At 64.1% G+C, this 1,608-nt stretch carries 2 protein-coding genes; both read right to left on the bottom strand.

Annotation, left to right across the window (positions count from 1 at the left end; all coding sequences use genetic code 11):
• Positions 1-78 (bottom strand): hypothetical protein (locus ACXRVY_RS28085; protein WP_458238842.1); only part of this gene is annotated, 78 nt, incomplete at its 3' end.
• Positions 75-1,505: an L-seryl-tRNA(Sec) selenium transferase gene (gene selA / locus ACXRVY_RS28080; protein ID WP_223457980.1), complete on the bottom strand. Its 1,431-nt coding sequence runs from the start codon at positions 1,503-1,505 to the stop codon at positions 75-77. The genes selA and ACXRVY_RS28085, both read right to left, overlap by 4 nt.
• Positions 1,506-1,608 lie beyond the last annotated feature (103 nt).

Below are 1,608 nucleotides of genomic sequence, written 5' to 3'. Positions count from 1 at the left end.
GTCACCCGCCTGACCGGTCAGCGCCTGGAGCAGCGCGGTTTTGCCATGGTCGATGTGCCCTGCGGTGCCGACAATCACCCTGCCCGGCCCTCCACTTGTAATTGATCGAGTTGCGCCAGCCATGCCGGCTCGTCGTCCAGTTGCCGCAGGTCCAGCCACAGGGCGTCATCGTCAATGCGCCCGAGGACCGCAATCGGTAAACCGCGCAAAGCCTGCTCAAGATTCAGCAAAGATCGCCCGCGCAAGCGCTTGGAAGTGAGTGGTCGCACACACAGCGCCGCACTGGCCAGCCGTGCCACCGGTTGGCTGCCGCTGCCGATCATGCCGAGTGCCGGCATGGCACTGACGCTCCAGCCCTCACCCAGCACCTGGGCCAGCGCTGGCCGCAATCGTTCGGCCTGGGCGAGGATATCGGCCTGTGGCCGGGTCAACAGGCGCAGGCTCGGCAAGCGCTCGGCGAGTCGGTCCGGGTTGCGGTACAAAGCCAACACCGCTTCCAGGGCCGCCAGGGTCATTTTGTCGACCCGCAGCGCACGCTTGAGCGGGTTTTTCTTGATCCTGGCGATCAACTCCTTGCGACCGACGATAAGCCCGGCTTGCGGCCCGCCAAGCAGTTTGTCGCCACTGAAGGTAACGATGTCCGCGCCATCGAGCAGCGCCTGGCGTACCGTCGGTTCGGCGGGCAAGCCCCAGCGGGTCAGGTCCAGCAGGCTGCCGCTGCCGAGGTCTTCAAGCAACGGCAGTCCATGCTGGTGGGCAATTTGCGCCAGTTCAGCCGTCGCCACACGCGTGGTGAAGCCTTGAATGCTGTAGTTGCTCGCATGCACGCGCAGGATCAATCCGCTGCGCGGGCCAATGGCGGCCTCGTAGTCGCGGGCATGGGTGCGGTTGGTGGTGCCGACCTCAACCAGCTTCACCCCGGCGCGGGCCATGATGTCGGGGATGCGAAAGGCGCCACCGATTTCAATCAGTTCGCCCCGGGAAATAATCCCTTCCTTGCGCGCGCCCAGGCTGTTGAGAGTCAGCAAGACCGCTGCGGCATTGTTATTGACCACGGTCACAGCTTCGGCGCCGGTCAGTTCGAGGATCAAGCCTTCGATCAGGTCGTCGCGGTCACCGCGCTTGCCGCTGCGCAGGTCAAATTCCAGGTTAAGCGGATAGCGGGCCGCCATTTGCACCGCCTCAATCGCCTCTTCAGGCAACAACGCCCGCCCGAGATTGGTGTGCAGCACCGTGCCAGTGAGGTTGAACACCCGGTGCACCTGGCTGCGATGCTGGGTTGTCAATCGTTCGCCGACCCTGCCCGCCAGCACTTCGGCGCTGACTTCTGCAGGTTCGAGCAATCCCTGCTGCGCCCCTTCGCGCAACTCATCCAGCAAAAGCCGCAAGGTATTCAGCAAGGCGTCGCGTCCATAGCGCTCGGCCAACGGCAGGCACGCCGGGTGCCGCAACAAACTGTCGATGGAAGGTAGACGCAGAGGCTGGCTGGCACCGCGTGCAGACATCTGGCGCTCCTGAAAACGAAAGACCCTCGCGCCAGAGTGTAGACGCTGCGCTTATTCGTCTCCCGGCGCCAACAACAGATTCGGCGCCAGACGCTGATAACCG

This window comes from Pseudomonas sp. P5_A2_2, assembly GCF_054177685.1.
This window is presented reverse-complemented; position numbering and strand designations above follow the sequence as displayed.